Genomic DNA, 280 nt, shown 5'->3' with positions numbered 1-280 from the left:
GGTAAGGGTGACCGCCGTTTCCGGTCCGCCCCCTCCGACACCTTGGGTGCCACCTCCCCCATCCGGTGGAGGTATGCAGTATGTGCCCTACTTGAGCAGGATCAGTGCCTTCGACAGCGTCATGTAGATCCCCCAGAGGATCGGCAACCCGACCGCGAGCCATGCGAAGACGACGATAGGCGAGGTGCTGGTCTCCGCCGCCACGGTGCCGCCAGCAACCGTCTCGACCGCCCGTGGCGCATTATCCGCGGGCATGTGGAACTTCGCGTCGACCGGCCGG

General features: G+C 66.1%; 1 protein-coding gene. It reads right to left on the bottom strand.

The features are described from left to right. Positions 1–87: 87 nt before the first annotated feature. On the bottom strand, positions 88–280 hold a 193-nt coding region (locus tag ASE88_RS19105; RefSeq protein WP_200910176.1), incomplete at its 5' end, for an MFS transporter small subunit.

This window comes from Sphingomonas sp. Leaf38, assembly GCF_001421825.1.
GTDB lineage: Bacteria > Pseudomonadota > Alphaproteobacteria > Sphingomonadales > Sphingomonadaceae > Sphingomonas.
Note: the sequence above shows the minus strand (reverse complement) of the source record. Positions and strands in the feature narration are given on the sequence as shown.